Here is a 25743-nt window from a genome sequence, read left to right on the forward strand (position 1 = left end):
AGGTAGATCAAACGAGACAAAAGAGAAGCCCGATGCTGTATGCGCGCAATTGCCCCTCTCGGGATTAATCCGAGGAGAGGGGCGAAGACCATCCAAGCGTCAGAGCGCAATGTAACGATCGGCGCGGTGGTTAATTGCCACGAAGAGGTTGAGGACGACCGCGCCGAGCACCGACCAGAGAACGACCCACGGCGTCGTCACTGCAAAGGCAACGCCAAGGACCACCATGTCGATCGCGAGTTGCACGAGGCCGGCACGGATGCCGAAGCGCTCCTGCAGATAGACGCCGAGGATGCCGACGCCACCCAGGCTGGCGCGGTGGCGGTAGAGCGCCAGAACGCCATAGCCCAGCAACAACCCGCCGAGAAGGGCCGCCCAGCCGGGATGGATCTGTTCGATCTCGAAAAGCCGCGATTGCGCGTCCGTCAGCAAAGAGGTCACCCCGATGGCGATGAAGGTTTTTATGGTAAAAGCCGCCCCGAGTTGCTTCAGCGACAGGTAGAAGAACGGCAGGTTGAGCAGGAAGAAGGCGAGGCTGAAATTCACGCCGGTCGCATAGTGCAGCAGGAAGGCGACACCGGCGGTGCTTCCGGTCAGCAGCCCGGCGCTTGCGAGGAAGTAGAGCCCGAGGGCTGCGACGAGGCTGCCGGAAAAGACGCCCTGCACATCCTCGATCGGCGTATGCCGAGTGGGGCTGGTGTTCCAGAGACCGAAAACGCTGCTCGTCTGTGCCATGGCAAACTCCCGCGAAGAGCTCCACCATCTGCTGTAGTGCACAAACAGAATCAAGGAAAATATGTAAGCAATGCTGACCTATTTTCGCGGGGCAGCGTTGCGTTTCACGCAGACTTGCCGGCCAGGAACAGGATACCGGCAATCGGCAATCCGGCATCCATGCGGATGACCGTCCGTTCGATGGCGATCGTCGACAGCCCGAAGGCGGCACAGAGCGACGCGACATGGGCTTGCGAATGCGCGTAGCGCAGCGACGGCCGGAGCACGAAGCCGACGTTATCCGCCGCGTCCTCGACAGAGAAGGCAAACAGCCCGCCCGGTGCCAGAAGCCGGTCTGCGATGGTGAAGGCGCTTTCGAGACTGCCCAGATACATCAGCACGTCCGCAGCGCTGACGAGATCGGCGCGCGCTTCCGCGAGTTCGCCGAAAAGGCCGCAATCGTCCGGCGACAACGACAGGTCCGCCCGGCCCAGCCGATCGTAGATCGCCTTGCCTTCGGCCTTGGCAAGCATGTTGGCCGAAAGATCGAAACCCTCGAGAAAGTCGGCGCGGCCCCGGATGCGCTCGCCGAAAAGCCCCGTGCCGCAGCCGAGATCGGTAACATGGCGAAACTTTTGCGCGCCGGTCGCCCGGTCGATCAGCGCCGCGAGCTTTTCCGGGACGCTATAGTCGAGCTTCTCGACAAGGGCCTGATCGAAGCGCTCGGCATAGTCGTCGAAGAGCCGCTCCACATAGGTGCTCGGCGGCTGCTCCGGCGCATCGCCGGCGCCGAGCAGCGCCAGTTTCAGGCTGGCCCCGAAAATATCCTCGGAATTGAGGCGCAGCGTGGTGCGCAAGGCTGCGACGGCCGCCTCTTTTCGGCCTGATTTCTCCTCATAGTCCGCCAGCCGGAACCAGCCGGCCGCCCAATTCGGAACAAGTTCCAGCGCCTGGGCCATGAGTTCGGCCGCGCCCTGGTGGTCGCCGCTTTCGGCGAGCATCTTGGCGTAATCGGCGCGGCGATCGGCGATCAGATCGCCGGAGGAGAGCTGGTGAGCGGCCATGAGGGTGACGGGTTGGGTTGCGACGGACGCTTCTGGCGCCGGACGCGGCAAAACACAAGCGGAATCTGAAAAGCCGCGTTTCGCGCGGCTTGCGGGCCCTGACGGAGCGGCTTATGTGATGGGAAACAGGAGAACTATTCGCTGATGTCGGACGGCGTAAACAAATTCCTCGGCGATTCACCGCTGCGCGTGCTCGTCAAGCTCGTCGTCGTGTCGATCCTCGTCGGCTTCGTCATGACCGTCTTCGACTGGCGCCCCATGGACCTTCTCGACGGTATCCGCGACTTCGTCGTCGACCTCTGGCGGTCGGGCTTTGCGGCGCTTGGACGCGTCGGCGACTACCTGTTGCTCGGCGCTGCCGTGGTCATCCCTGCCTTCATCATTCTACGTCTCCTCAGCTATCGACGGTAAGCATGCAGGACCAATTCTTTCTTCCCCGCAGACGGCTTGTTCTGTCCGCCGGTGCCGCCCTCTCGCTCGGGCTTGTCGCCGGCTGCTCGACCACCGGTCTCCTTACGCCCGACGACGGCACGGGGAGCGACCAGACCGACGCGACGCTTGGCTACGTCAACACGCTGCGCAAGGGCAAGGGGCTTGCGACCCTCGAGCGCGACCCCGCCGCGTCCGTCGCCGCGATGCATCAGGCCGCCCGCATGGCACGCGCCGGCAAGATGAAGCACAATATCGGCTGGCGCGACGATTTTGCCGATCGGATGAAGGGCGACGGCGTCACGCTTCCGGCCGCCGAGAACATCGCCATGGGCCAGGACAACGCCGAGCGGGCCTATGAAGCCTGGTTCAACTCGCCGAAGCACTTGGAAAACATGCTCGGCCGCTATCGCGGCCTGGGCGTGGCGGTGGCGCAAAATACCGCTTCCGGAAATCGGCCGTTTTGGGCGATGGTGCTCTCCGGCTGAGTTGATTCCCAAGATGGCCTTGCGGAGACGGCCGCAGGGGCACTGAAGATGACTGCCATGGCAGGCCGCGAGCGCGAAAGGCTTGCCTCCGAAGCGGGGCCTTTTGACGTCACCAACCGGCTGATCCTCTCGATCGCCCTGCCGATGACGCTCGGGTTTTTGACGACGCCGCTTCTCGGCCTCGTCGACACCGGCGTTGTCGGCCGGCTCGGCCGGGCCGAGATGCTCGCCGGCCTCGCCATCGGCGCCGTCCTGTTCGATCTGATCTTCACCACCTTCAATTTCCTGCGCGCCTCGACCACCGGCCTCGTCGCTCAGGCCTATGGCCGCGGCGACCGGCGCGAGCAGCAGGCGGTGTTCTGGCGCTCGCTCGTGATCGCGCTCTTCTGTGGTGTCGCCATTGTCCTCCTGTCGCCGCTGCTGCTCTCCCTCGGTCTCTGGCTGATGGCGCCGGAGGCGGAAGTCGCCGCGGTCACGCGCACCTATTTCCTCTACCGCATGCTGTCCGGCCCGGCGGCGCTCGCCAATTATGCGATCCTCGGCTTCGTGCTTGGCCGCGGCGAAGGGACGCTCGGCCTGCTGCTGCAGACGCTTATCAATGGTATCAACATCGTGCTGGCGATTCTGCTCGGCCTCGTCCTTGGCTGGGGCGTTGCCGGTGTCGCCATCGCTACGGTGACGGGGGAGGTGGCCGGCGCGGTGGCAGGCTTCGCGATCGTCTACAGTCGCTTCGACAGAAGGGATGCGCCGAACTGGGCGACGATCTTCGCCGGCGACCGGCTCAAGGCCCTGTTTGGCCTCAACCGCGACATCATGATCCGGTCCTTCGTATTGCTCGCCGCCTTCACGCTGATGACCCGGATCGGCTCGTCCCTGGGCCCGGTGACGCTGGCGGCCAATGCCGTGCTGATGACCATCTTCCTTGTCGCCGGCTATTATCTCGACGGCCTTGCCAATGCGGCCGAGCAACTGACCGGGCGCTCGATCGGCGCCGCCTATCGCCCGGGCTTCGATCGTGCGCTCCGGATGACCGCGCTATGGTCGCTGGGGCTCGCGCTGCTGACGACGGTCTTCTTCCTCGCCTTCGGCAATGGGCTCGTCGATCTTCTGACGACGGCGCCGGAGGTGCGGGCACTCGCCTATGAATTCATGCCCTGGGCGGCTGTGACGGCACTCACCGGCGCGATGGCCTTCCTGATGGACGGAGTGTTCATCGGCGCCACCTGGTCGCGCGACATGCGCAACATGATGCTGGCGGCCTTCGTCGTCTACGGCGCGGCACTCACCGTTCTCGTGCCGGCCTTCGGCAATCACGGCCTGTGGGCCGGTCTCAACCTGTTCCTGCTGCTGCGTGGCCTGTTCCTGGTGCTGTTGCTGCCGCGCCGCGCCGCTCAGACGTTCCGCCCGGCCCAGTAATCGAGACGGCTGTCGCGGATCTCGCGGATCGAAGCGAGCTTGTCGCGATCGCAAAGCTGCGACAGGCCGCGCACGATTCTGCCGGGCAGGCCCGGTCCCTCGTAAACCATGCAGGAATAGAGCTGCACGAGGTCGGCGCCGGCGCGGATCTTTTCCGCGGCGGTCTCTGCCGAGCTCACGCCACCAACGCCGATGATCGGCACGTCTGGCCCAAGCCGTTTGCGCATCCGGGCGAGCACTGCCGTCGATTTCTCGAAGAGCGGCCTGCCGGAAAGCCCACCAGCCTCCTTGGCCTGACGCTGATCCCTAAGGCCGTCGCGCGCGAGCGTCGTGTTGGAGACGATCAGGCCGTCGAGATTATGGGCCAGCACTTCCGCCGCGATGTCGTCCATGCCCTCTTCGGTGAGATCCGGGGCGATCTTGAGGAACACCGGAACCCGCCTGCCGGTCTTCGCTGCTTCCTCGTCGCGGGCGGCGAGCACGGCCGAAAGCAGTGCCGCCAGGCTCTCGCGGGCCTGCAGGTCGCGCAGGCCCGGCGTGTTCGGCGAGGAGATGTTGGCGGTGAAATAACGAGCCACCGCATAGAAGGTGCGGATCCCCGCGACATAATCGGCGATCCGGTCCGCGCTGTCCTTGTTGGCGCCGATGTTGACGCCGATCAGCGCCTGGCGCGAGCAGGCCTGAAGGCGCGCCAGCGCCGCTCCGTGCCCGTCATTGTTGAAGCCGAGCCGGTTGATCACCGCCTCGTCCTCGACGAGCCGGAAAATGCGTGGCTTGTCGTTGCCGGCCTGCGGCCGCGGCGTCACGGTGCCGATCTCGGTAAAACCGAAGCCGAGCCGCAACAGGGCTTCCGGCACCTCGGCATTCTTGTCGTAGCCGGCCGCCATGCCGAGCGGATTCGGGAAGTTGAGGCCCGCAATGACCTGCTCGAGCCTGGTGTCGGCAGGTGCGGCACAGCTTGGCACGACGCCGCTCTTCAGCGCTTTGATCGAGACGCCATGGGCGGTTTCGGGATCGAGAAGGAAGAGGCCGCGGCGGGCGAGGCGTTCGAGAGGCCCGGTCATGGTGCAAGCTCGGGGAAGATATGCTTGCCGTCGGCACCGAGCGGCAGGGGCTTTTCCCACCGCACCGCGTCGAGCGTCAGCGGCGCATAGAGATGCGGAAACAGCGCACCGCCGCGCGAGGGCTCGTAGACGAGCTTGTCGCCGAGCGCGTCGGCGTCGACGGCGACGAGCAGCAGATCCGTCTGGCCCTCGAAATGCCGCGCCGCCGTCTCAGCGACCTGGTCGTGCGTGGAGAAGTGAATGAAGCCGTCGGCGAGATCGATGGGCGCGCCGGCGAATTGCCCGGCGCGCCGGGCTTCCTGCCATAGAAGCGCCGGAACGATCTTGTATATGGTAGCATTCATCTTCGTCCGCTCGTCCGTCATGAATCCGAGCCATGGCCTTGCCGCAAATATCGGCGCGTGTCCACCGCGGTGCACCGGATCGAACGCAGATTTCCGCCAGTCTCCAGGGGAGGATGTCATGAAGAAGGTAGTTGCAGCGCTCGCGTTCGGCTTGGCCCTCGGCGGGAGCCATTCGGCCTGGGCGCAGGAAGCGGCGCCGGGGCGCTTCAGCATGCAGAAAGCGGAGACGGGATTTGCCCGGCTCGACACAGAGACCGGCGAAGTCACCCTCTGCCAGGAAAAGAACGGCGAACTCGTCTGCCGGATGGCAGCCGACGAGCGCGCTGCCTTCGAGCGGGAACTCGACCTGCTCACCAAACGGGTCGAAGCACTGGAAAAGGCCGTGCAGGGCGGCGCGACTGCCGTTAAACCCGATCTCCCGACCGACGAAGAGATTGACCGGACCATGAGCATCATGGAAAGAATGATGCGCAAGTTCATGGATATCGTGAAGGAGCTCGAAGGCCGCGATACCACCGAAGAAGGTGGACCGGTGCCCGACAAGACCTGATCGTCCTGAGCGGACACCGAATGGCGCGCGGAGGACGAAGCCGATCGGTGAGAAACATGCGGCATTCCGGATGCTGCATCCGAGGCTCTTGGGAGGGAGCGTCATCATGCCCGACATGACCATCATCATTGCCGACGATCATCCGCTGTTCCGCGGCGCGATGCGCCAGGCGCTGAGCGGCATGGACGGCTCACCCGCCGTCGTCGAGGCCGGCGATTTCGCGGCCGCTCGCAAGGCGGCGGCGGATAACCCGGATGCCGATCTGATGCTTCTCGATCTCACCATGCCGGGGGTCAGCGGTCTCTCCGGTCTCATTGCGCTGCGCGCCGAGTTCCCCAGCCTGCCGGTGATGATCGTCTCGGCCCATGACGATCCGGCCACCATTCATCGCGCCATCGATCTCGGTGCGGCAGGTTTTCTTTCGAAATCGGCCGGCATCGAGGAGATCCGCGACGGCATCGGCAAGGTGATCGCGGGCGAGATCTTCGTGCCGGCCGGTTACGACCAGAACCAGGAATACGAGCCGGAAGTGGCCGATCTCCTGCATCGCCTGCAGACCTTGACGCCGCAGCAGTCGCGCGTCCTGTCGATGCTGGCCGAGGGCCTGCTCAACAAGCAGATCGCCTACGAGCTCGGCGTCTCCGAGGCGACCATCAAGGCACATGTCTCGGCGATTCTCCTGAAGCTCAACGTCGACAGCCGCACCCAGGCGGTCATCCAGCTTTCAAAGCTCGGGAGCGTGGCGGCGGCTTAAGCGGTAACAACTGCGGACGAATTTGCCCCTCATCCTGCTGCCGCGATCTTCTCCCCGCAGGCGGGGAGAAGGGGCAAGCCGCGCCCTCTGCCCCAGGGCCGCTGCCCGTGTATCGGCTCGCCCGGCGCCGCCGGGAACGGGAAACGAGCGGTGCGGCGGATCCCTTCGCCCCGCTTGCGGGGAGAAGGTGCCGGCAGGCGGATGAGGGGCAAATTCCGCGTCCCGCTACTCCGCCGCCGTCCGTCCCGCTGCGGCGAGCTGGGTCAGCCAGGCACGGAGGGCGGCGGGCCGCACCGGCTTGTGCTGCAATGAGACCCCATCACGCTCGGCGGCGCCGCGGACCTCCGGCGTGCGGTCGGCGGTCACCATCAGCGCCGGAATGCTCTCCTGCCAAAGCGCGCGGATTGCGGCGATCGCCTCGATGCCGGTGCCGTCGTCGAGGTGATAGTCGGCGACGATCGCGTCGGGCCGTGCCGGCAGGTTTCCCGGGCCCATCCGAGCGCAGGCGGCCACCGATTCCACCGTTGTGACGGCGCAGCCCCAACCGCCCAGGAGCAGCGCCATGCCCTCGAGGATCTTCGGCTCGTTGTCGATGCAGACGACAGCAAGGCCGGTCAGTGCCTCGCTCGTCTTCGTCGCGGCGACCGGCTGCGGCCTAGCCGGCTCGGTGGCGCTTGTATCGAGCGGTACGCTAACCTTGAAACCGGTGCCCTTTCCAGGCTTAGACTGCAGGCCGACCGGATGGTTGAGCACACGTGAGATGCGGTCGACGATCGAAAGGCCGAGGCCGAGCCCGGAGGCCGTACGCGCCCCTTCGTCGAGGCGTGCGAATTCCTTGAACACGGTGCGGAATTTCGATGCCGGAATGCCGATACCGGAGTCGAGCACTTCGATCGTCGCTGTCTGCCCGTGCTGCCGCACGCCGACCAGCACCTTGCCCTCAAGCGTGTACTTGATCGCGTTCGAGACGAGATTCTGGACGACGCGCCGCAAAAGGTTGGGGTCGCTGCGCACGACGAGCGAGGTCGGCATGACAGTGAACGCGATGTCCTTCGCCCGCGCCATCGGGGCGAAGTCCGTCTCGATGCGCCGCAACAGATCATTGAGCGGCACGGCCTGCAGTCGCGGCTTCATCGCGCCGGTGTCGAGCCGCGAGATGTCCAGCACTGCCCCGAGAATGGCCTCCACCGATTCGAGCGAGGAGTCGATGTTCTGGACCAGCGCCTTGTTATCGGAATCACCGAGCCGCTCGACGAGCGACGAGGAATAGAGCCGCGCCGCATTCAACGGCTGCAGGATATCGTGTCCGGCGGCGGCGAAGAAGCGGGTCTTGCCGATATTGGCATCCTCGGCGACGGCGCGCGCCTCGCCGAGTTCGCGGTTGACCCGCGTCAATTCGCTTGTCCGCTCGGCGACGCGCAGCTCCAGCGTCTCGTTCGCCTGCTTGAGTGCCATGTCGGCCGCGACGCGTGGGGTGATGTCGGTGTAGGTGGTGACGATGCCCTTGTCGGGCATGGCGTTGGTCCGGACCTCGACGATCCGGGTGCCATTGCCGAGCTCCAGCAGAAACGGCTTGTCGAGCGCCAGGAAGTTGGCGACCAGCGTCTTTTCCTCGTCCTTGCGAATGTCGCCGCGGCGCGCCAGGATCGCCACGATATCGGCAAGCGGGAAGCCGACCTGGCCGGCGGCCTCAGGCAGATCGAGCAATTCCCGGAAACGGCGGTTCCAGATGATCAGATTGCTGGCATTGTCGAAGACCGCAATGCCCTGGTCCATCTGCGAGAGCGCCGTCTGCAGCATGTCCTGGTTATGTTGCAAGGCCTCGCTTGCCTGATCGAGCAGCCAGGCGGTATCCGAGGAGGGATCGTCCATGCGCTGCAGCACCAGCGAAAACACCAGCCGGGCCGAAGAGGAGCCGATGGCGCTGCCGAGCAATTGTTCGGAAAAATGGACAAGGGCCATGTCGGCGGAGGCGTTTTCATCGAGCCAGCGCCCGGACTGCTGCTCATAGGTGTGGAATGACCGCTGCATGCGCTCGTCACCCATATAGCGGGCGATCGTTGTCTTGAGGTCGCGCACCGTCACCTTCGTCTTGCGGCCGCGGAAGGCCCGCTCCGTGCGCGAGCGGCGGGTGATGAACACGCCGGCCTGGAAGCGCTCGAGCGGCTTCGGGGTCCGGGTCAGCGAGCCGAGCACATAGGCGAATACATTGACAAGCAAGCTGAGGGCCGATGCGTTGACGAGCGGGTCGGACTGCGGCCCCGAAAAGAGATCCGTAAACGGTAGGAGGAAGCTCAAAATGGTCGAGGCGACGTGCGAATTGTCGGGCCCGCCGAGGCTCGGCAGGAACAGGGCATAGGCCCAGACCAGGAAGCCGCTGACCATTCCGGCAATCGCGCCGCGGGCGTTCGCCTGCCTCCAGACGAGACCGCCGAGCAGCGCCGGGGCCATCTGCGAAATGGCGACGAAGGAGAGCAGTCCCAGCGAGGCGAGGCCGGCGCTCATGTCGGCCGAGCGATAATAGCTGTAGCCAAGCAGCAGGACGGCGAAGATCGCCGTGCGGCGGATATTGAGCAGCGTGCCGGCCATGCTCTCCTGGAGTGTGCCGCGCGTGCCGAGCCGCTGGCGCAGGAAAACCGGCATGACGATATCATTGGAGATCATGATCGACAGCGCCACCGAGGCGACGATGACCATGGCCGTGGCGGCGGAGAAGCCGCCGATGAAGGTGAGCAGCGTGATGAAGGGCACGTCGCCGGCGAGCGGCAGGGCGAGGAGATAGAGGTCGGCGTCGCCGGAGCCGGAGAAGGTCAGGATTCCCGCAATGGCAATCGGCAGGACGAAGAGGTTGATGGCGATCAGGTAGAGCGGAAACAATATTCCGGCGGTGCGCAGCTCGTTCTCGGTGCGGTTTTCGACGACGGTGACGTGGAACTGCCGCGGCAGCATGATGATGCCGAAGGACGAGAGAACGATCAGCAGGATCCAGCGCGCCACCGGCGTCTGGTACTCGAGAGCGGAAAGCACCGCGGGGCTTTGCTGGGCCGCGGCCAGCAGATTCGCCGGCCCGTCGAACAGCACGAACACGATGTAGATGCCCGCCGTCAGCATGGCGACGAGCTTGACGACCGATTCCATCGCGATCGCCAGGATCAGGCCGTCCTGATGTTCGGTCGCATCCGTGTGGCGGGTGCCGAAGACGATCGCGAAGCAGGCGAGAAAGAGGGTGACGAGCAGCGGCAGGTCGATGAAGTTTTCCCCCGCGCCGATGCCGTAATCGCTGGTGTCGATCATCGCAGCGACGGAGCTCGAAACCGCCTTGAGTTGGAGGGCGATATAGGGAATGGCCCCGACCAGCGAGATCAGCGCGACGATCGCTGCCACCGCCGGGTTCTTGCCGTAGCGCGCCGCCACGAAATCGGCGACCGAGGTCAGCTTCTCGGTCTTGGCAAGCCGCACGATCCTGCGGATCAGCGGCATGCCGAGCGTGAACATCAGGATCGGGCCGATATAAATGCCGGTAAATTCGAGCCCGTGCTCGGCGGCGAGCCCGACGCCGCCGAAATAGGTCCAGGATGTGCAGTAGATCGCCAGGCTCAGCGCATAGACCAGCGGCCTGCCCTTGCTGGCAATCTTGCTTCTGCTGGCCCGGCGGTCGCCGTAGCTTGCGACTGCGAAGAGCAGCAGCAGATAGGCGAAGGCCGAGGCAAGAATGACCGAACCCGAAAGCATGCCTCACTCCTCGACGGTGAGCATAGGACAAGTCCATCCCATTGAGAATTGGTTGCTTTATGCGTCTTAAGTCCAAGACGTGCTTGAGCCTTGCCGCAGCTGCGCGCGCGCCCCGCCGCGCACCCTGATCGCCAAGGGCGGTTCCCTCACACGCGCCTTTGGTCTAGATTCCTACCACCGGTTGCCGCGGGACAGGCGCGGGCGATCGTTCCAGGACGGGGATCTGACGGAGAGAGGCATGCTGAACGAATTCAAAGAGTTTATCGCCCGCGGCAATGTGATGGATCTGGCGGTCGGCGTCATCATCGGCGCCGCCTTCACCAAGATCGTTACCTCGGTCGTCGACGACCTCGTCATGCCGATCGTCGGCGCGATCACCGGCGGCGGGTTTGATTTCTCCAATTATTTCCTGCCGTTGTCAGCCAACGTCACCGCTCCGACGCTTGCCGCCGCCCGCCAGCAGGGCGCCGTCTTCGCCTATGGCAGCTTCATCACCGTGCTCATCAATTTCATGATCCTCGCCTGGATCATCTTCCTGCTGGTCAAGGCAGTGAACCGCATACGCGCCTCGGTGGAGCGGGAGAAGGCGCCGGAGCCGGCCGCACCGCCGCCTGAGGATGTCCGGCTCCTGTCGGAGATACGGGATATTCTGAAGCAGCGCGCCTAGATCACGATGATTTTAGGTCGGATCGACCTAAAATCATGAACGTGATCGATTCTAATAGGTTAGAGCGGGATGCGGGCGGAAAACCGCACACACTTTCCCTCATCCCGCTCTAGGCGCGTAAATTCATCACAGAAATCGATATATCCGTCAGAGAAAATCGCGTGATCGCGGGCGGGAAAGTGTCTAGAAGCGGCGGGCAACTACAGCGCCGTGCGTGTTTCAGACGCACAAAGGTCGCTGTAGCACTTTGAATTGCTGCATGTCTCCTTAAATCGACTGCGATTTAAGGAGACATGCAGTAGGAGCCCGCTGCCGATGACGATCATGACAAGCCTCAGCCCACGCGCGCTTTCGGCGCCCGAAAGCGGCATCGTGGAAGTGGTGAACTATGCCCGCGGTCGCGACGGCCTCATTCCGCTCTGGGTCGGCGAGGGCGACCTTCCGACGCCGGATTTCATCAGCCGGGCTGCAGCACAAGGGCTGATGGGCGGCGAGACCTTCTACACCTGGCAGCGCGGCATCCCGCCGCTGCGCGAAGCCTTGGTGCGCTACTACCAGCGCCGCTTCCAGAAGACGCTCGCGCCCGAGAATTTCTACGTCACCGGATCGGGAATGCAGGCGATCAAGCTTTCGATCGAGGCGATCGCTTCGCCCGGCGACGAGATCGTGCTCCTGACCCCGGCCTGGCCGAATTTCGCGGCCGCCGCGGACCTCTCCGGCGTCCGGCCGGTCTCGGTACCGTTGCGCTTCGAGAACGGCAAGTGGCAACTCGATCTCGACAGGCTCGAGGCGGCGATCGGGAAGAAGACGCGGGCGCTGTTCATCAACACGCCGTCCAATCCGACCGGATGGACGGCGACGCAGGACGATCTCAAGGCCATCCTGTCGCTGGCGCGCAAGCATGGTCTCTGGATCATCGCCGACGAGATCTACGCACTCTATTATTATCTCGGCGGCCGCGCGCCGTCGTTCCTCGATATCATGGCGGAGGACGACCGCATCCTCTTCGTCAATTCCTTCTCCAAGAACTGGGCGATGACCGGCTGGCGTGTCGGCTGGATCGTGGCGCCGCCGGCCGTGGGGCAGGTGCTCGAAAATCTGATCCAGTATTCGACGTCGGGCGTTGCGCAGTTCATGCAGCGCGGCGCCGTCGTCGCCCTGGACGAAGGGGATGGTTTCGTCGACGACAACGTCGCCAAGGCCCGGCGCAATCGCGATATGCTCTGCGATGCGCTGATTGCCACCAACCGTGTCGAGACCCTGAAGCCGGACGGAGCGCTTTATGCCTTCCTGAAGATCGATGGCGTGACGGACGCACGCCGGGCGTCGATGGACATCGTCGACGAGACCGGCGTCGGGTTGGCGCCCGGAACGGCTTTCGGCGAAGGCGGATCGCTCTTCATGCGGGCCTGCTTCCTGCGCGATCCGGCCCAGATCGCCGAAGCGGCGGATCGGCTGCGCACCTATATCCTCGGCCGCTGAACCGGGTCCATTCCTGGCCGATCGATAAAATCCGAATGATTGCCGTGGCGGCCACTTAACCACACGGATGAGAATAGCCGGCGAAGAGCGGCGCCGGCGCCCCGGTTTACCAATTCCGTAAGCATCGCCCGTCTTTCCTGTCCCCGGGTTATATCGGGGGTGAAAGCAGCCATGGCCATATTGGTAACAGGCGGAGCGGGCTATATCGGCAGCCATATGGTTTGGTCATTGCTCGACGCGGGAGAGACCGTCGTCGTGCTCGACAGCCTGACGACCGGCTTCCGTTGGGCGGTTGCGCCGGAGGCGCGTTTCTATTTCGGCGATGTCGGCGACCGGGCCGTGCTGGCGCGGATATTCGCCGAGAACGAGATCGACGCGGTCGTCCATTTTGCCGGATCGGCGGTCGTGCCGGAGTCCGTCGCCAAGCCGCTCGCCTACTACGAGAACAATACGGCAAAGACGCGGATGCTGATTGCCGCGACGATCGAAGCCGGTGTGCGCCGTTTCGTCTTCTCTTCGACGGCCGCCGTCTATGGGACCCAGGATACGCCGGAGCCGGTCAAGGAAACGGCGTGGCTGCGTCCGGAAAGCCCCTATGGGCGTTCCAAGCTGATGTCGGAGATCATGCTGCAGGATGCGGCGGCCGCGCATGACTTCAGCTATGTCGCGCTTCGCTATTTCAATGTGGCCGGGGCCGATCCTCTCGGTCGTGCCGGACAATCGACCTTCGGCGCCACCCATCTCATCAAGGTCGCCTGCGAGGCGGCACTCGGCAAGCGCCGCAAGGTCGACGTGTTCGGCACCGACTATCCGACAGCGGATGGCACCGGCATCCGCGACTACATCCATGTCAGCGATCTGGTCGCCGCCCATCGGAACGCGCTTGATTATCTAAGGCGCGGCGGTGAGCCGCTCGTCACCAATTGCGGCTATGGCGAAGGCTTTTCCGTGTTGCAGGTGCTCGACACGGTCCGGCAGGTTTCCGGCTGCGATTTCCGCGTCGATTATGCGCCGCGCCGCCCGGGCGATGCGGCCCAGGTCGTCGCCGATCCGACCGTCGCGCGGTTGAAGCTCGACTGGGTCCCGACCCATGCGAGCCTCGAACATATCGTCCAGAGCGCCTTCGATTGGGAAGGGTATCTGAGCCGCAAGAACAGTTTCGACGCCGGTCGCAGCGAAGACGGACGCCTTGTCGCCAACGGCTGACCCGGCGAAAGGCTTATTCCTGGTCTTCGCCGAGGAGCGTGCGCTCATGGGCGATTGCGTGGTCGATCAGCTGCGCCCACAGCTCTTCATAAAAGTCCGGCTCGAGGCCGAACGCGACCGCATGCCTGCGGGCATTCTCGCGGACCTCGGCGACGCGCGCCGGAATGTCGGCCTTCAGGTTCAGCGGGCGCTTGATCTCGGCGGCGCGGTCGATATAGCCCCAGCGCTCGGCAAAGAGCGCCATCAGGGCGCGGTCGAGCCGATCGATCTCGGCGCGCACATCTGCCATCGTCGTGCATTCTGCGGGGGTCTTCGGCATATCCGGCTCCTGCCGGGGCGCATCACGCCCCGTTTTCATCGCGCCGAACTGCTAGCAAAGCGGATGCCGGCTGAGAAGGGGAAAAACCGCCGCAGCGCGGCACAGGGGCTTCGGCGGCGCTTTGGGGCCATCTTTGGCTCACCCTGCTGACACACACTCCCGTCATCCTCGGGCTTGACCCGAGGATCCAATCGCAGACCAACCGACATGCTGCTCGGGGATCGCTTGTGTCTGGATCCTCGGGTCAAGCCCGAGGATGACAAGAAATGGAGTGGCGTGCCATGGAAAGTCCTTTGGCGCGCCGGCTTCTCGCGAATTTGGATGTGGTCGCATCCCAGCGACTTGGTCACCTCGGCAGGCGATCGCGGGGGGAGTAGGGTGCGGTCCTGTCTCCGTTCGGCGATTGCCTGCCGATGTGTAGGAAGACGGTATTGCAGCAAGCTTGAGCGGGGCTTTCCCTAACCGCCGAGAACAAGCTTGATCGCGAGGCCGACCACACTCACGGCCGCGACGCCGGCCAGCCAAAGGCCGACGAACCAGAGAAGCCTGCGCCCGAGCCTGTGTTCGCCCATCAATGATAGCCCTCTTCCGGATCGACCTTGCCGCGGAAGACCCAGTAGGCATAGGCGGTATAGGCGAGGATGATCGGCACCAGCACGAGTGCGCCGACGAGCAGGAAAGCGAGGCTCTCGTTCGGCGCTGCGGCGTCCCAGATGGTGAGCGACGGCGGCACCATATAGGGGTAGAAACTGATGCCGATACCGATGTAACCGAGCACGAAGAGACCGAGGGCGGCGAGGAAGGGCTGCGCATCGCGGCGCTCCTGGATGCCCTTGAGCAGCAGGTACAGGCAGCCGAGAACGAGCAGCGGCACGATGACGCTGAAGATCGCCGTCGGCCAGCCGAACCAGCGCTGGAGGTAGACCCGCTCGAGAAACGGCGTCCAGAGACTGACGATGCCCATCGCCGCGATGGTCCCGAAAGCGCATTTGAGGGCGATCGAGCGGGCACGCTCGGCGAGATCGCCACGCGTCTTCATGATCAGCCAGGTCGCGCCGAGCAGGGCGTAGCCGACGACGATCGCCACGCCGGTAACGATGGAGAAGGGCGTCAGCCAGTCCCACCAGCCGCCGGCATAGGCCCGGTCTTCAATCGGGATTCCCTGGACGAGGGCGCCGAGCGCCAGCCCCTGAGCGAAGGCTGCGAGCGTCGATCCGCCGGCAAAGGCCCAGTTCCACAGATATTCGGCGCGCTTCGTCCGCCAGCGATATTCGAACGCGACACCCCGGAAGATCAGGCCGATCAGCATGGCGATGATCGGCGCGTAAAGCGCCGGCATGATTGTCGCATAGGCGAGCGGGAAGACGGCCATCAGACCGCCGCCGCCGAGCACCAGCCAGGTCTCGTTGCCGTCCCAGACCGGCGCCACGGAATTCATCATCACGTCGCGATCGTGCTTCTCGGGGAAAAGCGGAAAGAGGATGCCGACGCCGAGATCGAAGCCGTCGAGCACGACATAGGCGAGCACCGCGAAGGCGATAAGGGCGGCCCAGATGAACGGCAGGTCAAGAGCCATGATGGCCTCCATGCGGTTTCGCCGTCGCCGGGCCAGGGGTAACGCCGGCGGTGCGCAAAGGCCCCTCGTCGAGTTCCGGCATGGTATCGCGCGGTAGGCGAGCCATCAGCCGCAGGATGTAGAAGGTGCCGGCGCCAAAGACGAGGAAGTAGACGACGATGAAAGCGACAAGCGATGCGCCGATGGCCGGAGCCTCGATCGGCGCGATCGAGTTGGCCGTCAACAGATGACCGTAGACAGTGTAAGGCTGGCGGCCGACTTCCGTGGTTATCCATCCCGCGAGAACCGCGACGAAGCCGGCAGGCCCCATCAGCACGGCGGCGCGGTGGAGCCAGATGTCGCCGTCGAGCGTGCCGCGGTACCGACACCAGAGCGACCACAGCCCGATGCCGAGCATGGCCAAGCCCATGCCGACCATCACGCGGAACGACCAGAAGACCACGGCGACCGGCGGATGCAATTCGTCGGGAATCGTGTCCAGTCCGGCGAGCGGCGCATCGAGATCGTGTTTCAGGATGAGGCTCCCGAGCTTTGGCACCTCGATCGCGTAGTCGATGCGCTTTTCGGCGGAATTCGGAATGCCGAAGAGCACCAGCGGGGCTCCGTCGGGATGGCTGTGATAGTGACCCTCCATCGCCATCACCTTGGCGGGCTGGTGCTCGAGCGTGTTGAGCCCGTGCTGGTCGCCGGCGAAGATCTGGATCGGCGCGACGATCGCCGCCATCCACATCGCCATCGAGAACATCGTGCGGGCACGCCGCGGCGCCGTGTTGTGCAGGAGATGCCAGGCGCCGCAGGCGCCGACCACCAACGCCGTCGTCAGATAGGCGGCAAGCACCATATGCACCAGGCGGTACGGGAACGAGGGATTGAAGATGATCGCCCACCAGTCGACCGGAATGAATTGGCCGGCTTCGTTCGTCGCAAAACCCGCCGGGGTCTGCATCCAGGAGTTCGCGGACAAGATCCAGGTGGCCGAGATCAGCGTGCCGATGGCGACCATGACGGTTGCCAGAAAATGCAGTCTCGGACCGACACGGTTCAGGCCGAAGAGCATGATGCCGAGGAAGCCCGCCTCGAGGAAGAAAGCGGTCAGCACCTCATAGCCCATCAGCGGCCCGATGATCGGGCCGGCCTTGTCGGAAAACACGCTCCAATTGGTGCCGAACTGATAGGACATGACGATGCCGGAAACGACGCCCATGCCGAAGGCCACCGCGAAAATCGTCTTCCAGAAGTTGAAAAGTTCCAGATAGACCGCGTCCTTCTTCCACAGCCACAGGGCTTCGAGGACGGCGAGGTAGCTGGCGAGCCCGATGGAAAAGGCCGGAAAGATGATGTGAAACGACACCGTGAAGGCGAACTGGATGCGCGCAAGCAGTGTCGCGTCAAAGGCTTCAAACACGGCGCGATCCTCTCAGCAGCGCAGAGCAAAAGCCCGGCCTGATTTCTGTTGCGCTCGTCGAGCTGTTTCGGCTCAACTTCATCGTGTGATGGAATTTGATGCAGAATTGCCAAAGGTCAATGACAGGGTGGCCGCCACGTTGTCACACTGCGGCAATGTTTCGCCTGCGGCATTTGGACCGGACGGCGGGCGTTATGCTCGCGCCAGATAGGCCTCGGCGAGCTCCGTCCAGAAGGCGGCGCCGATCGGCAGCAGATCGTCGTTGAAGTTGTAGCCGGGGTGGTGGAGCGGTTTCTCCTCGCCGGTCACCCGCGATCCCAGGAAGAAATAGGTGCCGGGCCTTTCCTTGAGCATATAGGCGAAATCCTCGCTGCCCATATATGGGCGGGCGAGATCGACGACCTTGTCCGCGCCGGCAAAGCGGACCGCGAGATCGCGCACGAAATCCGTCTCCGACTTGTGATTGATCGTCGCATCGTAGCTTCGCTGGTAATCGACCGTCGCTCGCATGCCGAAGCTCGCCGCCTGGGCCTCGGCGATCATCCGGATGCGGCGCTCGAGTGCGTCGCGGACGGCCGGATCGAAGGAGCGGATGCCGACGACGATCTCGGCCCGCTCCGGAATGATGTTGCTCGCCGAACCGGCGTGGAAGGCGCCGACGGTGACGACGGTGGGATCCATCGGATGGATGTTGCGCGACACGATCGTCTGCAGCGCCATGACGATGCTGGCGCCGCAGACGATCGGGTCGGCGGTCTCCTGCGGTTCGGCGCCGTGGCCGCCGCGGCCGTGCACGGTGATCCGCGCCTCGTCGACGGCGGCCCCGATCGGACCTTCGCGCAAGGCAAACTGGCCGAAGGGCAGGTTCGGCTCGTTGTGGAGCGCGAAGACGGCGTCGCAGGGGAATTTGTCGAACAGGCCTTCATCGATCATGATCTTCGCGCCCCCGAAATTCTCCTCGGCCGGCTGGAAGATGAGGTGGATGGTGCCGTCGAAATTCCGTCGCTCGGCAAGCGCGCGGGCGGCACCGAGCAGCATTGCGGTGTGGCCATCGTGCCCACACGCATGCATGAGGCCGGGCGTCTTGCTGGCGTAGTCGAGGCCGGTTTCCTCGAGGATCGGCAAGGCGTCGATGTCGGCGCGGATGCCGATCGAGCGCGGGCCGGCGCCGACCTTGAGGGTGCCGACGACGCCGGTTTTCGCCAGACCCGTCGTCACCGTGTAGCCAAGCGCTTCGAGATGGCCTGCGATGAAGGCGGATGTGCGGCGTTCCTCCAACCCCAATTCGGGATGGGCGTGCAGGTCGCGGCGGATGGCGACGAGTTCAGGCAAGGCATTGCTGATGGCGGCAGAGAGTTTCATGTCAGGCACCACGGGTGGGAATGCGATTTTCGAAATAACGGAAGGCGACGACCAGAATGCCGGTCAGGCACAGATAGATGAGCGCAAGCAAGAGCAGCGGCTCGTAGGTGAGAAAGGTTTCCTGCCGCACCTTGGAGATCACCGCATAGACGTCGACCACGGTGATGGTTGCCACGAGCGGTGTCGATTTGAGTTGCAGCACGGTCTCGCCGTTGAGCGTCGGCAGCGCCCGGTGGACGGCGCGGGGCAGCCAGATGCGCCGGAACGTCGTCCAGCGTCCCATGCCGTAGGCGCGCGCAGCCTCCAGTTCGCCTTGCGGCACGCCGGCAAAGGCGCCGCGCATCACTTCCCCCTCGTAAGCCGCGAAGGAGAGCGTCAGCGCCGCCACTCCATAGGGCCATGCTTCGCGCAGGTAAGGCCAGAGGAGGGAATGGCGGATCGCAGGGAATTGCGGAAAGAGCGAGCCGAGCCCGTAATAGAGCAGCCAGAGCTGCAAGAGCAGCGGCGTGCCGCGGATGACGGTGCAGAACAGTCGGGCCGGGGCCTTGAGGAACCAGGGGCCGGTGACCTGGACGAGCCCGAGCGGAACGGCAAGCAGGAAGCCGAGGATCGCCGTGCTGAACAGCATCGCCAGGCTGACGAGGATCCCGGAGCCGAGCCTCGGCAGGTAGCGCGGCAGCCAATCCCAGCGCATGAAGACGGCGATGGCGACGATGAGGCCCGCGAAGACCAGCATCAGGACGATGCGATGCGGTTTGAGGAAGGCCTCCGCCTTGGGAAGGTCCTCGGGGACGAGCGCGAGCGCGTGGGTCGTTTCGTCGGTCATCGCCGCTCCGCGAAGCCGCGCCGGGCGTGCCGCTCGATGACGCCGATGAAGAGGTTCGAGACGAGCGTCAGGACGAGATAGAGCGCGCCGGCGGCGCAGAAGAAGAGGAAGTACGCCTTAGTGGTACCGGCCGCCTGGCGCGTGACGAGCGTCAATTCGCTGAAGCCGACGACGGCAAGCAGCGCCGTGTCCTTGGTGGCGATCAGCCACAGATTGGCAAGGCCCGGAATAGCATAGGGCAGCATGGCGGGCAGGGTGATGCGCCTGAGAACCTTGGTCGGCGACATCCCATAGGCCCGCGCCGCCTCGATCTGCCCGGCCGGCACCGCCTTGATCGCACCGCGCAGTACCTCGGTCGAATAGGCGCCCTGCACGACGCCGATGACGAAGATGCCGGCCATCAGGCCGCTGATATCGACGGTCCCGATCCCCATGGCGCCGAGAAACTGGTTCAGGAGGTCGGTGCCGGCATAGTAGAGAAGCAGGATGAGGACGAGTTCGGGAACGGCGCGGACGATGGTCGTATAGCACTCGAGCAGGTCGCGCAGCACCGGTCCGCCGTAGAGCTTGCCGAAGGCGCCGCCGACGCCGAGCAGCAATCCGAGCGCATAGCCGCCGATAGCGATCTCGATCGAATGCAGGAAGCCCTGCAACAGAACGCCGCCCCAGCCGGGCGCCGCGAGCGCCAGCAGGCTCCAGTTGATGAGGGAATCCGCAGCCATGGCCACCTCATGCTCCGAAAATCAAAGGCCGGCAATCCTACAGCGCCGTGCGTCTTTTCAGACGCACAAAGGTCGCTGTAGCACTTTGAATCGCTGCATGTTTTTGTCCTTAAATCGGACTCCGATTGAAGGAAACATGCAGTGGGACCGCCGGCCTTCCGCGGTCAGCCGCCGTAAATGTCGAAGTCGAAGTACTTCTTCGAGAAGGTGTCGTAGGTGCCGTTGTCGCGGATCGCCTTGATCGCCGCGTTGATCTTGTCCTTGAGTTCGGTCTCGCCCTTGCGCAGTCCGACGCCGACGCCTGGTCCGAGGACGTCGACGTCCTGGGCGACTTCGCCCTTGTAGTCGCAGCATTCCTTGCCTTGATCGCTCTTCAGGAAGGCTTCGAGAGCGATCGCATCGGCCTGCACGGCATCGACGCGGCCGGCCGCAAGATCCTGGTTCGCTTCGTCCTGCGTCTGGTATTCCTTGACCTCGACGCCGGCCGGGGCGAAATGCTTCGTCGCATAGGCCTGGTGCACGGTCGAGACCTGCACGCCGAGCGTCTTGCCGGCGAGGCCTTCCGGCGTCGGCTTGATGTCCTCGCCCTTGGTGCCCATGATGCCGGTCGGCGTGTTGTAGTACTTGTCGGAGAAGTCGATGGTCTTCAGGCGCTCCGCGGTGATCGACATCGAGCCGACGATCATGTCGATCTTCTTGGCGGTCAGCGCCGGAATGATGCCGTCCCAGGCGACCGGCGTGATCACGCAGTCAAGCTTGGCCTCGGCGCACATCGCTTTCATGAACTCGACTTCCCAGCCTTCCCAATTGCCGTTCGCGTCCGGCGAGGTGAAGGGCGGGTAGGGTTCGGCGGCAATGCCGACCTTGATCTGTTCGGCCGAGGCGGCGGCGCCGGTGAGAGACAGGGCGGCGGCGAGCGCCAGGAGCTTCAATGTCTTCTTCATGCTGTTCCCTTTTTTGGTTGTTGAGCACTGCGGAATTCAATGAATCGAACTGATGAACTTCTTCAGCCTTTCGGATTTCGGCGCGCCGAAGATGGCCTCGGGCGGTCCCTGTTCCTCGATGAGGCCGTTGTGCAGGAAGACGATGTGGCTGGCGACGTCGCGGGCGAACTTCATCTCGTGGGTGACGAGGATCATCGTCCGTTTCTCGCGCGCCAGGTCGCCGATCACCGAGAGAACTTCGCCGACGAGCTCCGGATCAAGCGCCGAGGTCGGTTCGTCGAAGAGCATGACAAGCGGCTGGATCGCCAGAGCCCGGGCGATCGCGGCGCGCTGCTGCTGGCCGCCGGAGAGGAAGGCCGGATAGGCGTCACGCTTCTCAAAGAGTCCGACGCGGCGCAGCAGCTTTTCCGCCGTTTCCACCGCCTCGGCCCTGGATTTGCCGAGTACGTGGACCGGAGCCTCGATGACGTTTTCGAGGATGGTCATGTGCTGCCAGAGATTGAAGCTCTGGAACACCATGCCGAGCTGGGTGCGGATGCGCTGGACCTGCTTGCGGTCGGCAGGCATCAACCCGCCGTGGCCGTCCGGCTTCATACGGATTTCTTCGCCGTGGACAGAGACCCGGCCGGCCGAGGGCAATTCCAGCATGTTGATGCAGCGCAGGAAGGTCGATTTCCCCGAGCCGCTGCCGCCGATGATGGCGATGACGTCGCCCTGCCGGGCGTTCAGCGATACACCCTTCAGCACTTCCAATGGCCCGAAACGCTTGTGGAGGTCAGTGACCGCAATTGCCTGGGCCGCGTCCGTCATCGACACGCGGCTCCCTTGGCTCGCAGAGCTTTTGCAGGCATGAAAACAGTTCCCCTGGTCGTTCTTTCGTGCAGCATCTTCGGCTTGTCACGCTGTTTCATGGGGGGCATCGTTGCACTTGTGCCGCTATTATTCAAGTGTATAATAACTGTGCCGCTGATTTTTTGCGGACCTCGCCCAAATGCCGTCCCTACAGTGGAGCACGTCATGAGCCCGACCGGTTCACCGACAATCACGATCTACCGGAACGGCTCTTGTTTCCGGTGGCGGCCATGAACCGCCGTAGCTTCCACCGTGCTCCGGAAGGCGAGCGCCGCCAGGAACTGATCGAAGCGACGCTTGATTGCATATCGGAATTCGGCCTGAAGGGCGCGACGGTCCGGCAGATCGCCGTTCGTGCCGGCGTCACCGCCGGGCTCGTTCGCCACTATTTCGATTCGAAGGACCAGATGGTGGCGGAAGCCTATCGCGCCGTCATCGCCTCGCTGACCGAAAAGGCGAAGAATGTCGAGGGCGATCCGACAACGCGCCTCAAGGACTTCATTGCCATCAACCTGACCGAACCCGTGGCCGACAGCCGAAGCGTCTCGCTCTGGGCCGCCTTCATCAGCCAGGTGCGGGTCGATCCGGTGCTCGCCGAAATCCACCGCGACGGCTATCTCGCCTTTCGCAACGCCCTGCAGGACCTGCTGAGCGATTTCCTGGCGGCGAAGGGCAGGCCGGCCGGTCCGGAGGAATGCCGTCGCTATGCGATTGCGATCAACGGCCTTGTCGACGGGCTTTGGGTGGAAGGCTGCCTTGCCGGTGATCTTTTCCGTGATGGCGAACTGGTGAGCATTGCCATGGCGTCCGTCGAGGCGCTGCTCGGCCTGCCGATGGAAGAATAGGCGAAAAGAACAATAAGAGACGGGAGAAAACACCATGCGTTATGCGTCGATCACCTCGCGCCTGGCGGATCTTGGCTCCGGAAAGTGGTCGTTGCACATCAGGGCGCGGCAGTTGAAGGCAAGCGGTACCGATCTCATCGAACTCACCATCGGCGAGCCGGACTTGCCGCCCGACCGCGCCCTTCTCGACGAGTGCCAGCGCGCCATGTATGCCGGGCGCTATCGCTATTCGAACGGCCGCGGCGAGCCAGCCCTCGTCGCCGCGCTTGCGGACAAATACCGTCGCCGCCGCGCCGATGTGACGGCCGAGAACATTCTTTGCTTTCCCGGCACCCAGACCGGGCTTTTCGCCGTGATGCTGGGGCTGGCTGAGGCAGGCGACGGCGTGCTTGTCGGCGATCCGCTCTATGCCACGTACGAAGGTGTCATCCGTTCGACCGGCGCCCATCCCGTGCTCGTGCCGTTGAAGCCGCACCATGGCTTTCACATGCAAGCGGAAGACCTGGAACGGGCACTCACGCCGGACTGCCGCGTCCTTCTGTTGAACACCCCGCACAACCCGACCGGTGCGGTGCTGACGGCGGCGGAAATCGCGGCAATCGGCGACATCGCGCGCCGTCATGATCTCTGGATCGTCTGCGACGAGGTCTACGAGGAACTGGTCTTCGAAGCCGTCTTTGCATCGCCCTTCGACAAGCCGGATCTCGCCGAGCGCACCGTGGTGGTCTCGTCCATCTCGAAGTCGCACGCCGCTCCCGGCTTCCGCAGCGGCTGGGCCGTCGGGCCGGCGGAGTTCACGGAACGTCTCCTGCCGGTTTCGGAAACGATGCTCTTCGGCCAGCAGCCATTCATCGCCGACATGACCGCCTACGCTCTGTCGCATGAGATCGACACGGCAAGCCAGATGCGTGAGGCTTACAAGCGACGCGCCGGCCGGATCGCGGTCGCTCTCGCCCGGACGCCGGGCATCTCGGTTCTGCCGCCGGAGGCCGGTATGTTCGCGTTGATCGACGTTGCCGGAACGGGTCTCTCGGGCGAGGCCTTCGCCTGGGCGCTGCTCGAAGAGGAAGGCGTGGCGGTGATGCCGGGTTCGTCCTTCGGCAGCCAGGCCCGGGACTTTCTGCGGGTCAGCCTCACCGTAGCGGATGAGCTTATCGACGAGGCATGCCGCCGGATCGCCGCTCTGGCCGAACGCCACACGAGCCGAAAGGAGCGCCGCGCATGAGTGTCGAAACGAAGACAGTCGGCGAGGTCCTCGTCGATCTGCTCGAGGCAAACGGCGTCGAAGTGGTGTTCGGCATTCCAGGCGTTCACACGGTCGAGCTTTATCGCGGCTTGGCAGCGTCGAAGATCCGCCACGTCACGCCGCGCCACGAGCAGGGCGCCGGCTTCATGGCCGACGGCTATGCGCGCGTCAGCGGCAAGCCGGGCGTGGCACTGGTCATCACCGGGCCGGGTCTCACCAACACGATCACGGCAATGGCGCAGGCGCGGCAGGATTCGATCCCGATGCTGGTCATTTCCGGCGTCAACCGGCGCGACTCGCTGGGGCACGGCCGCGGCCTGCTGCACGAATTGCCGGACCAGCAGGGAATGATGAAGACCCTGGCCCTCTATTCGCACACGCTGATCAATCCGGCCGACCTGCCGCTGGTCGTCGACCGCGCCTTTGCGGTGCTGCTTTCCGGCCGACCAGGGCCGGTGCATATCGAGATTCCGACCGATGTGATGGCCGAGCGGATCGAAAGCAGGGGGACAAAGCCGGCGGCGGCGACCCGGCCGCGCTCCGACGGCGAAACCTTGCAGAGAGCGGCGATCCTCTGCGCGGAAGCCTCGCGCCCCGTCATTCTCTGCGGTGGCGGCGCGCTGACGGCGGAGGCCGAAGTGCGCGGGCTTGCCGAGCAGATCGGCGCGCCGGTGGTCACGACCGTCAATGCCCGCGGCATGCTGGCCGGTCATCCCCTGCGCGTTCCGGCAAGCCCGAGCCTCAAGGCGGTCCGCGCCTTGCTGCGCGACGCCGATCTCGTGCTGGCGCTCGGCACGGAGATGGGCCAGACCGACTACGACCTTTATGCCGATGGCGGCTTTCCCATGCTCCGCAACCTAATCCGCACCGATATCGATGCCGCCCAATTGGCACGCGGGCCGCAGGCGGCGCTGTCGGTTCTTTCGGGGGCAAGGGCCGCGACGGCGGGCATTCTGGGTTTCCTGCCCGGCCATACGGCGGCCAGGGACGGCGCATCGCGGGCGGATGCGACGCGCAAGGCGGCACTGAAGGAATTGACGCCGAAGATGCGCGCCGAAGTCGGTATCATCGACCTGATCTACAAGGCGCTACCCGACTGCACGATCGTCGGCGATTCGACCCAGGCCGTCTATGCCGGCAACCTCTACTGCGATGCGCCGCGGCAGCGCGCCTGGTTCAACTCCGCCACCGGCTATGGTTCGCTCGGCTATGCCCCTCCGGCGGCGGTGGGCGCGGCGGTTGCCGACCGCGCGAGGCCGGTCGTCTGCCTTGTCGGCGACGGCGGCTTCCAGTTTTCGCTGGCCGAGATCGGCTCTGCGGTCGACGCCGGAGCGAGGGTGATCTTCCTCGTCTGGAACAATGACGGATACCGGGAGATCGAATCCCACATGGTCGAGGCCGGCGTCACGCCGGAAGGCGTGAAGCCCTCGGCGCCGGATTTCCTGTTGACCGCCGGGGCCTATGGCGTCCCGGCCGAGCGGTTGGCGAAGATCGGGGACCTGCCGCGTGCGCTGGCCGATGCCGCCTCGCGGTCGGGTCCGTCGCTGATCGAGATCCACCAGGAGAAAACCGCCGGTGTCGGCGGCTGACGAGCGTCAGGCCAGCGCACATTTGACTTTTGCGCCCTGGAATGGTGTTAAGGGCGCCTGCTCGAATCCGGCCATGTTCTTTGACTAGGATTATCGGATCGGGCTGAATTTTACGTCTCGTGAGCGTTGAAGGCGCCGAGAGAAAGG

The 25743-nt window shown here is 64.4% G+C and carries 24 protein-coding genes; 11 read left to right on the top strand and 13 right to left on the bottom strand.

What is annotated here, in order from left to right; translation table 11 throughout:
* Positions 1 to 99: 99 nt before the first annotated feature.
* Together NGR_RS12255 and NGR_RS12260 are read right to left on the bottom strand one after the other, a co-directional pair.
* The gene (locus tag NGR_RS12255) at positions 100 to 735 is read right to left on the bottom strand and encodes a YitT family protein (protein ID WP_012706761.1); all 636 of its coding nucleotides are present in this window, start codon (positions 733 to 735) and stop codon (positions 100 to 102) included.
* A 104-nt stretch (positions 736 to 839) separates the two neighbouring features.
* A complete protein-coding gene (locus NGR_RS12260; RefSeq protein ID WP_012706762.1) occupies positions 840 to 1778 on the bottom strand; it encodes a methyltransferase in 939 nt (312 codons plus the stop codon).
* A gap of 144 nt (positions 1779 to 1922) precedes the next feature.
* Here NGR_RS12260 and NGR_RS12265 point away from each other — a divergent pair, with 144 nt between their 5' ends.
* Genes NGR_RS12265 through NGR_RS12275 form a run of 3 tightly spaced genes read left to right on the top strand, consistent with a single transcriptional unit; the run spans position 1923 to position 4111 of the window.
* Complete coding sequence (locus NGR_RS12265; protein ID WP_012706763.1) at positions 1923 to 2189, top strand: DUF6460 domain-containing protein; 267 nt, start codon at positions 1923 to 1925, stop codon at positions 2187 to 2189.
* A gap of 2 nt (positions 2190 to 2191) precedes the next feature.
* Positions 2192 to 2695: a CAP domain-containing protein gene (locus tag NGR_RS12270; protein WP_012706764.1), complete on the top strand. Its 504-nt coding sequence runs from the start codon at positions 2192 to 2194 to the stop codon at positions 2693 to 2695.
* 48 nt (positions 2696 to 2743) lie between these two features.
* Positions 2744 to 4111: an MATE family efflux transporter gene (locus tag NGR_RS12275; protein WP_012706765.1), complete on the top strand. Its 1368-nt coding sequence runs from the start codon at positions 2744 to 2746 to the stop codon at positions 4109 to 4111.
* Here NGR_RS12275 and NGR_RS12280 read toward each other — a convergent pair.
* Both NGR_RS12280 and NGR_RS12285 read right to left on the bottom strand, forming a co-directional pair.
* Positions 4087 to 5175: a quinone-dependent dihydroorotate dehydrogenase gene (locus NGR_RS12280; RefSeq protein WP_012706766.1), complete on the bottom strand. Its 1089-nt coding sequence runs from the start codon at positions 5173 to 5175 to the stop codon at positions 4087 to 4089. The genes NGR_RS12275 and NGR_RS12280 overlap by 25 nt on opposite strands.
* The gene (locus NGR_RS12285; protein WP_164924161.1) at positions 5172 to 5519 is read right to left on the bottom strand and encodes a DUF952 domain-containing protein; all 348 of its coding nucleotides are present in this window, start codon (positions 5517 to 5519) and stop codon (positions 5172 to 5174) included. Before NGR_RS12285 ends, NGR_RS12280 begins: the two co-directional genes overlap by 4 nt.
* 118 nt (positions 5520 to 5637) lie before the next feature.
* On the opposite strand from NGR_RS12285, the gene NGR_RS12290 reads away from it, so the two are divergent.
* Positions 5638 to 6069: a hypothetical protein gene (locus NGR_RS12290; RefSeq protein ID WP_012706768.1), complete on the top strand. Its 432-nt coding sequence runs from the start codon at positions 5638 to 5640 to the stop codon at positions 6067 to 6069.
* 106 nt (positions 6070 to 6175) lie between these two features.
* On the top strand, positions 6176 to 6823 hold the full coding sequence (locus NGR_RS12295; RefSeq protein ID WP_012706769.1) for a response regulator: 648 nt from the start codon (positions 6176 to 6178) through the stop codon (positions 6821 to 6823).
* A 225-nt stretch (positions 6824 to 7048) separates the two neighbouring features.
* On the opposite strand, the gene NGR_RS12300 is transcribed toward NGR_RS12295, so the two are convergent.
* Positions 7049 to 10555, bottom strand: a complete 3507-nt coding sequence (locus NGR_RS12300) for a hybrid sensor histidine kinase/response regulator (RefSeq protein ID WP_012706770.1) — start codon at positions 10553 to 10555, stop codon at positions 7049 to 7051.
* A 238-nt stretch (positions 10556 to 10793) separates the two neighbouring features.
* Between NGR_RS12300 and mscL the strand changes: the two genes are divergently transcribed.
* The 3 genes from mscL (at position 10794) to galE (ending at position 13910) form a co-directional block, all read left to right on the top strand.
* Positions 10794 to 11222 carry a large conductance mechanosensitive channel protein MscL gene (gene mscL, locus NGR_RS12305; protein WP_012706771.1) on the top strand — a complete coding sequence of 143 codons (429 nt, stop codon included), beginning with the start codon at positions 10794 to 10796 and terminating at the stop codon, positions 11220 to 11222.
* 315 nt (positions 11223 to 11537) lie between these two features.
* Positions 11538 to 12704 (top strand): pyridoxal phosphate-dependent aminotransferase, encoded by a 1167-nt coding sequence (locus tag NGR_RS12310; protein WP_012706772.1) that lies wholly within the window; start codon positions 11538 to 11540, stop codon positions 12702 to 12704.
* A 171-nt stretch (positions 12705 to 12875) separates the two neighbouring features.
* On the top strand, positions 12876 to 13910 hold the full coding sequence (gene galE, locus NGR_RS12315) for a UDP-glucose 4-epimerase GalE (protein ID WP_012706773.1): 1035 nt from the start codon (positions 12876 to 12878) through the stop codon (positions 13908 to 13910).
* Positions 13911 to 13923: 13 nt separating this feature from the next.
* On the opposite strand, the gene NGR_RS12320 is transcribed toward galE, so the two are convergent.
* The 8 genes from NGR_RS12320 to NGR_RS12355 all read right to left on the bottom strand — a co-directional run bounded on the left by NGR_RS12320 (position 13924) and on the right by NGR_RS12355 (position 21874).
* A complete protein-coding gene (locus NGR_RS12320; protein WP_012706774.1) occupies positions 13924 to 14229 on the bottom strand; it encodes a chorismate mutase family protein in 306 nt (101 codons plus the stop codon).
* Positions 14230 to 14800: 571 nt separating this feature from the next.
* Entirely contained in the window at positions 14801 to 15805 is a 1005-nt protein-coding gene (gene cydB / locus NGR_RS12325) for a cytochrome d ubiquinol oxidase subunit II (protein ID WP_012706775.1), read from the bottom strand.
* On the bottom strand, positions 15795 to 17210 hold the full coding sequence (locus NGR_RS12330) for a cytochrome ubiquinol oxidase subunit I (RefSeq protein ID WP_012706776.1): 1416 nt from the start codon (positions 17208 to 17210) through the stop codon (positions 15795 to 15797). Before NGR_RS12330 ends, cydB begins: the two co-directional genes overlap by 11 nt.
* Positions 17211 to 17402: 192 nt before the next feature.
* Complete coding sequence (locus NGR_RS12335; protein WP_012706777.1) at positions 17403 to 18572, bottom strand: M20 aminoacylase family protein; 1170 nt, start codon at positions 18570 to 18572, stop codon at positions 17403 to 17405.
* 1 nt (position 18573) lies between these two features.
* Positions 18574 to 19398: an ABC transporter permease gene (locus tag NGR_RS12340; protein ID WP_012706778.1), complete on the bottom strand. Its 825-nt coding sequence runs from the start codon at positions 19396 to 19398 to the stop codon at positions 18574 to 18576.
* The gene (locus tag NGR_RS12345; protein ID WP_012706779.1) at positions 19395 to 20120 is read right to left on the bottom strand and encodes an ABC transporter permease; all 726 of its coding nucleotides are present in this window, start codon (positions 20118 to 20120) and stop codon (positions 19395 to 19397) included. Before NGR_RS12345 ends, NGR_RS12340 begins: the two co-directional genes overlap by 4 nt.
* Positions 20121 to 20284: 164 nt before the next feature.
* Positions 20285 to 21064, bottom strand: coding sequence for a transporter substrate-binding domain-containing protein (locus tag NGR_RS12350; protein WP_012706780.1), 780 nt, complete (start codon positions 21062 to 21064; stop codon positions 20285 to 20287).
* Positions 21065 to 21100: 36 nt separating this feature from the next.
* Positions 21101 to 21874 (bottom strand): ABC transporter ATP-binding protein, encoded by a 774-nt coding sequence (locus NGR_RS12355; RefSeq protein ID WP_012706781.1) that lies wholly within the window; start codon positions 21872 to 21874, stop codon positions 21101 to 21103.
* 272 nt (positions 21875 to 22146) lie between these two features.
* On the opposite strand from NGR_RS12355, the gene NGR_RS12360 reads away from it, so the two are divergent.
* The 3 genes from NGR_RS12360 to NGR_RS12370 are packed head-to-tail and all read left to right on the top strand — an operon-like array spanning position 22147 to position 25596.
* Positions 22147 to 22761: a TetR family transcriptional regulator C-terminal domain-containing protein gene (locus NGR_RS12360; protein WP_164924162.1), complete on the top strand. Its 615-nt coding sequence runs from the start codon at positions 22147 to 22149 to the stop codon at positions 22759 to 22761.
* Positions 22762 to 22795: 34 nt separating this feature from the next.
* Positions 22796 to 23986, top strand: coding sequence for a pyridoxal phosphate-dependent aminotransferase (locus NGR_RS12365; protein ID WP_012706783.1), 1191 nt, complete (start codon positions 22796 to 22798; stop codon positions 23984 to 23986).
* Complete coding sequence (locus NGR_RS12370) at positions 23983 to 25596, top strand: 5-guanidino-2-oxopentanoate decarboxylase (protein WP_012706784.1); 1614 nt, start codon at positions 23983 to 23985, stop codon at positions 25594 to 25596. Before NGR_RS12365 ends, NGR_RS12370 begins: the two co-directional genes overlap by 4 nt.
* Positions 25597 to 25743 lie beyond the last annotated feature (147 nt).

Origin of the sequence: Sinorhizobium fredii NGR234 (assembly GCF_000018545.1) — a bacterium.
In the GTDB taxonomy this organism is placed as follows: Bacteria; Pseudomonadota; Alphaproteobacteria; order Rhizobiales; family Rhizobiaceae; genus Sinorhizobium; species Sinorhizobium fredii_A.